The sequence below is a fragment of the Synechococcus sp. RC10A2 genome (assembly GCF_047502605.1).
In genome coordinates, this window is record NZ_JANSHP010000084.1 from 1 (window position 1) to 5,133 (window position 5,133).

The 5,133-nt window shown below is 61.9% G+C and carries 4 protein-coding genes; all 4 read left to right on the top strand.

From position 1 onward, the window contains the following. Positions 1-241: 241 nt before the first annotated feature. A complete protein-coding gene (locus tag NW848_RS11625) occupies positions 242-1,186 on the top strand; it encodes a hypothetical protein (RefSeq protein ID WP_168173639.1) in 945 nt (314 codons plus the stop codon). 63 nt (positions 1,187-1,249) lie between these two features. Beyond that, positions 1,250-2,470, top strand: coding sequence for a DUF445 domain-containing protein (locus NW848_RS11630; RefSeq protein ID WP_011429856.1), 1,221 nt, complete (start codon positions 1,250-1,252; stop codon positions 2,468-2,470). Positions 2,471-2,533: 63 nt separating this feature from the next. Further along, the gene (locus tag NW848_RS11635) at positions 2,534-4,195 is read left to right on the top strand and encodes a bifunctional metallophosphatase/5'-nucleotidase (RefSeq protein ID WP_414402863.1); all 1,662 of its coding nucleotides are present in this window, start codon (positions 2,534-2,536) and stop codon (positions 4,193-4,195) included. Between the two features lie 152 nt (positions 4,196-4,347). After that, on the top strand, positions 4,348-5,085 hold the full coding sequence (gene grpE / locus NW848_RS11640; RefSeq protein ID WP_228375447.1) for a nucleotide exchange factor GrpE: 738 nt from the start codon (positions 4,348-4,350) through the stop codon (positions 5,083-5,085). The last annotated feature ends 48 nt before the right edge of the window (positions 5,086-5,133 follow it).

The window sequence follows — 5,133 nt, forward strand, 5'->3', positions numbered from 1 at the left end:
CCCACACCCACGCCCACACCGGAAGCGACTCCGACCGCAACAGCAACGCCTACCCCCACCCCAGAGCCTGTAGTGGAGCCTTTGCCTTCTCCCTCTCCCAGCCCTTCTTAGGCAAGAGGGATCCCATGAACAGGCTTTAGTGGTGTTTTAAAGGCCAATGGGTTGCCCCTAGATACTACATCTAGTGGGCACGAGCTGGTCAGGATGCTAAGCTACTGCCAGTTGTGACTGGACGGGATCCATGAGCTCAGCGTTGCAGCCGTTTTTGCCGTCGTGGCAAAGGGTTGGCTTTGGGTGGCTGGTGAGTGGGGTGTTGTGGGCTGCGGCGGTCGCTCCCATCACTGCCCAGCAGTTCGAGTTCACGCCCCAAGCCCCTCAGCCAAATCCCGTCCCTACCCTGCCTCTGCTCAGCAACCCGCCCGGCTCCACGGCTCCGCAAGCCCTGCCGCCTGTGCCTCAGGTGCCGCAAATGCCCCTTACGGGGGATCCCCTCCCCCCACCGGGGGATCCGAGCCCGGCCCCAATTCCGGTGGTGCCCGTTCAAGCGGCCCCAGGTGGACCAGCTCCGCCAGGCGAAGCCTACTCCTATCAACGGCGGCCCGACCTCAGCCCAGGGGGGAACCTGGCTGGGGCCGCGCGGGGCGAGCTGCCTGCCGGCACCCGTATTCCTCTTACGGTCTACCGACCCATCACCTTCCAGCCCTACCAGGCCATCAGCGCCAACCTGGAAGTCTCCGAGCCAGTGCTGGATCGCTTTGGCCAGGTGGTGATCCCGCCAGGGAGTGTGGTGTGGGGCACCTTTGAGCCGGTTTACAGGCCCAGGGATCCCCTCAGTCGTGGCGAAGACAATGCCGACCTGCGGAAACAGATCCTCGGCAACCGCTTTGTGGCCAACCGCCTCACCATCGGCCCTTCTACCTATCTCATTAGAGGCCAGTCTGCACTGCTCCCGGTTGGGTTGGATCGCAACGCCGATGTGGGCACCACCGTCGCCCGTGGGGCGGGCTATGGGGCGGCGGGCGGGTTGGCCTTGGGGGTGCTCACAGGGGGATGGGGCTTTTTGCCCATCCTGGCCGGCGGCCTGGCGGGTGCTGCTGCAGGTAGTACCAACATCGACCGGGTGGTGACGCTGCAGCCCAACACCCTGGTGGAACTGGAACTGAGCGAGAGCCTGATCATCCAATAGCCTTGACAAGAAGCGAGCAGGAGCGGGTCGGTAGAGTAGAGAAGATCCCCCCAAGTTTGCTCCATGGCCCTTTGGATCTACGTCGTGCCCCCCCTGGCCGGGCTGGTGATCGGCTATTTCACCAACGACATCGCCATCAAGATGCTCTTCCGGCCCTACCGGGCCTATCGGATTTTCGGCTGGCGCATCCCCTTCACGCCCGGCCTGATCCCGCAGAACCAGCCCCGCCTGGCCAAGCAGATTGCCAAGACCATCATGGGATCCCTGCTCACGCCAGAGGAGCTGCACAATCTGGCCCGCAAGCTGCTGCGAACTGAGCGCATGCAGGCAGGGATCCGCTGGCTGCTGGGGGTGGCGCTGGATCGGCTGCAAAACCCCGAGCAACAGCAGCAAACCGCTCAGGTGCTGGCGCGCATCTTGGCCGATCTGTTCAACGAGTCGTTGCCCCGCCTGGTGAAGGTGCTCGCCCGCCAGGAGACTTTTTTGGAGGGGCCGATTAACCAACTGTTCGACCAGGTGCTGCTAGAGCTGCGCCTCAACGCCGAGCAAGCCCGGCAGCTTTCGGAGTGGATCCTGAAGCAGGCGCTGCCCCCCAAGGTGTTGCGGCAGAACCTGGTGGATTTTCTCACCGATCGCAACATCGAAGCTTTGGATGAAGAATTTCGCGAGCGGGCCACCGGCTCCTACTGGCTGGTGGCCAACTTGTTTGGCCTCAAAAACGCCCTGCTGCGCCTGCGCACCTATTGCCTGGAGGAGCCGGAAGGGGCAGAGGCCATCTTGGAAGATCTGCTCAAAGACATCAACGCCCCCCGCCGCCTGACCGAGATCCTGCAGAACCTCTCCCTGCAAAACCTGCCGGTTTCCGCCGTACGTCAGTTGCGCCGTGCCCTGCGCGATGGGATCCAAGATTACCTGCGCAGCCAAGGGCCAGAGGTTATCAAGGGGCTGGGGGAGAGCATCGATTGGGAAAAAGTGGCCAGCCTGGTGTTGGGTCGCCTGCGCAACTCCAAGGCGCTGATCGCCTCCATCGATCAGATCAGCGCCGACCTGGCTTTGATCCTGGAGCGCTACCTAGAGCGGGATCTGGAATCGCTGATGATGCAGGTGATCCCCGTGTTGAACTTAGATCAGGTGATTGCCGACAAAGTCAACGCCACCTCCCCTGCTGAGCTGGAGCAGGCCATTCAGCAAATTGTGCGCCAGGAACTGCAGGCCATCGTCAACTTGGGGGGGCTGTTGGGTTTTTTGGTGGGCTGCGTGCAGGTGCTGTTTTTGCTGAGGTGACGGCCCCCTTCCCCAGAAAACGGGAGCTTGGATTGCGGCTTTTGCTTCAGTTATGATATTGGAATGCGGTTAACAATTCTCCACACTTCCGATCTCCACGCCAACCTGCATCCCTGGAACTACTTTGCCGGGATCCCTGCAGAACATGGCTTGGCCAAGCTGGCCACCCTGATCAAGCGTGTGCGAGCAGCCAGCGAGGATCCAGTGTTGCTCATCGACAGCGGCGACACGATCCAGGGATCCCCCTTGGGCACCTACTATGCCCAGGTGGAGCGGGTCTCCCCCCATCCCATGGCCCACGCCCTCAACGCCCTCGGCTACGACGCCTTTACCCCCGGCAACCACGACTTTAACTTTGGGCTGCAGGTGCTGCAGGATTTCACCGCCGATCTCCGCTGTCCCACCCTGTGCGCCAATATTCTCCGCCACAACGGGGATCCGCTGTTTCGCCCTTACCTCATCCGAGAAGAGGCCGGGATCCGCGTCGGCCTGCTGGGGCTGACCACCCCCCGCATCGACACCTGGGAGCGGCCCGACTACATTGCGGGGCTGCGCTTTGCCCCCCTGCTGGAAACTGCCCAGCACTACCTGTCGCTGCTACGGCCCCAGGTGGACGTGTTGGTGCTGATCCTGCACAGCGGTTCCAGCCAACTGCCTCCCCTGCGCAGCCCTGAGGGCTGGCGCAGCCCGGATCGCCGCGGCTGGGCCAGCAACAAAAGCTTGGTGGGGGAAAACGAGCTGCTGGCCCTGGCCGAGCTCGAGGGCATCGACGTCATCCTCTCCGGCCACACCCATCAGACCATTGCCGGCCTGGGGGGGGCCAAGGCCCTGGTGGTGCAGCCCGGCTACTGGGGCAGCCACCTTTCCCACGTGTCTTTGGAGCTGGAGCGCCACGGCGGACGCTGGCAAGTTGTCGGGAAAACTGCCCAGTTGCTGGCTGCGGAAGGGATCCCTGCCGATCCCGAACTCCTGGCCCTGACAGAGCCCTACCACCAGGCCACCTTGCGCTACATCCGCCAGCCCATTGGGCAGGCCCGTTGTGCCTATCGCGGCGGGCTGGCAGCCCGTTTTGGGGCCAACCCCCTAGCAGAGCTGCTCCATCAGGCCCAACTGCAGGCGGTACGGGAGGCCGGCCTTTCGGCGGAGCTCTCCCTGGTCAACATCTGCAGCAGTGCCGGCCTGGCAGCGGGCCCCATCTTTCTGCAAGACGCCTACAGCCTCACCGTTTACGACAACACCCTCTGCGTCTTGGAGATCACCGGCGACATCTTGCGACGCGCCCTCGAGCAGACCGCTGGCTATTTTCGCCAGTTGGATCCCGAGCATCTCCCGGCAGATCCCGCCTCTGTCGTCGCCCCCGAAGCCCGCGGCTACACCTTCGACCTCTACCACGGCATCGACTACTGCTTCGATCTCACCCGCCCTGTAGGCGAGCGCTTGGTGACCCTACAATTTCGCGGCCAGCCGGTGCAGCCGGATCAGACCTTTCGCCTGGCCATCAACCACTACCGCGCCGGCGGTGGGGGGGGCTACAGTATGTTCCAAGAAGCCCAAACCCTCTGGATCTCCGCCGACAGCATCCGCGACTTTCTCGCCCGCCACATTCACACCCATTCCCCCATCCAGCCCATCTACCGCCACAACTGGCACCTCATTCCCAACTTGGCCGAGATCTACTTTTCCCAGAGCTTGGGCCAGCTCCAGGACAGCCTGCTGGTAGGCTAGAACAACTAGGGATCTCAACTGGCTGGCAGAGGAGTCGGTAGAATACGATCAGCACAGAGCCCAGTTTGGCTGATTGCGACGCTGGTTTTGAGACTGCCAAACTGTCGGCACCCGACGTTACTGCTCCTTAATCACGCTTGTCGACATAACCCATGACTGCTGAAGAAAAGCAACCGATGCCCACAGAAGATGCCTATCCTGAACTCCAGGAAGAGGAAATCGACGTAGAAGCAGAGCTGGAGAAGCTGATTTTGGAAGACCGTGAAGCGGAAGCCAGCACCTCCTCTGGCGAAGCCAGCGCTGAGGCTTCTCAGGATCTCAGCGAAACCTTAAAGCAGCTCCAGCAGGAGTTGGAAATAACGCGCCAGCAACTGAAAGAGAAGGAAGAGTCCTACATCCGCCTCTATGCCGATTTTGAGAACTACCGACGGCGTACCCAGCGGGAAAAAGAGGAGTTCAGCCAAAAAGAACGGCAGAAATTTGTGCTGGAGATCCTGCCTGTGGTGGATAGCTTTGAGCGGGCGCAGCAGCAGTTAAAGCTGGAGACCGACCGCGAGCGGGAGGTGCACAACAGCTACCAAAGCGTCTATCGCTTGCTGGTGGAATGCTTGAAAAAGATGGGCGTATCCCGCATGAAATCGGTAGGCCAGCCCTTCGATCCTAACCTGCACGAGGCCATAGCCCGCCAGCCCAGCAGCGAGTACCCCGAAGATGTGGTGGCCGTCGAATATCAACCGGGCTACAAGCTGGGGGACTTGGTGATTCGCCACGCCATGGTGGCTGTCTCGTCGGGCAGCCCAACCTCTGAACCGTCTCCCTCAGACCCAGCCACCCCCAAACCCGAGCCGGAAAGCACGCCTGCCTCTCCCCAAAACCCCCAACATTCGTGACGTACTCCCGCACTCATGCTGACGCATAGAGTGCGGGCTTCCCAGTGA

What these genes read in the sequence shown, in the direction of transcription:
- NW848_RS11625 (WP_168173639.1), top strand. Translation starts at nt 242, where the DNA reads ATGAGCTCAGCGTTGCAGCCGTTTTTGCCGTCGTGGCAAAGGGTTGGC.
- NW848_RS11630 (WP_011429856.1), top strand. Translation starts at nt 1,250, where the DNA reads ATGGCCCTTTGGATCTACGTCGTGCCCCCCCTGGCCGGGCTGGTGATC.
- NW848_RS11635 (WP_414402863.1), top strand. Translation starts at nt 2,534, where the DNA reads ATGCGGTTAACAATTCTCCACACTTCCGATCTCCACGCCAACCTGCAT.
- grpE (WP_228375447.1), top strand. Translation starts at nt 4,348, where the DNA reads ATGACTGCTGAAGAAAAGCAACCGATGCCCACAGAAGATGCCTATCCT.